1 protein-coding gene is annotated in these 295 nt (G+C 81.4%); it reads left to right on the top strand.

Translation table 11 applies throughout. The features are described 5' to 3' along the window. Window positions 1-295: hypothetical protein (locus tag GTW43_RS30125; RefSeq protein WP_161305154.1), on the top strand; the 295-nt coding region annotated here is incomplete at both ends.

The raw sequence follows: 295 nt of genomic DNA, 5'->3' as shown, positions 1-295 counted from the left end.
CCCGGCGGGCGTCCGCGCCCGGACGCTGCCCGCGCCGCTGCGGGCCGGCGCCGACGTGGGCCTGCTCGTCGTGGCGGCGGTCGCCTACTGGCAGCTGAACCAGCAGACGTCCGGCACCGGCGCGCTGACCAGCGACAGCGGCGGCAGCCTCGGCATCGATCCGCTGCTCGTGGTCGCCCCGGCGCTGGCGCTGCTCGCCGGCACCGTCCTGACGCTGCGGCTGCTGCCGCCGGTGGCCCGGCTCGCCGAGCGCGGCGCGGCGCGCGGCCGCGGACTCGCGACGGCGCTCGCGGGC

It is taken from the genome of Streptomyces sp. SID5785, from assembly GCF_009870065.1.
GTDB lineage: Bacteria > Actinomycetota > Actinomycetes > Streptomycetales > Streptomycetaceae > Streptomyces.
The sequence above is the reverse complement of the archived record's forward strand: the minus strand, read 5'-3'. Positions and strand labels throughout refer to the sequence as shown.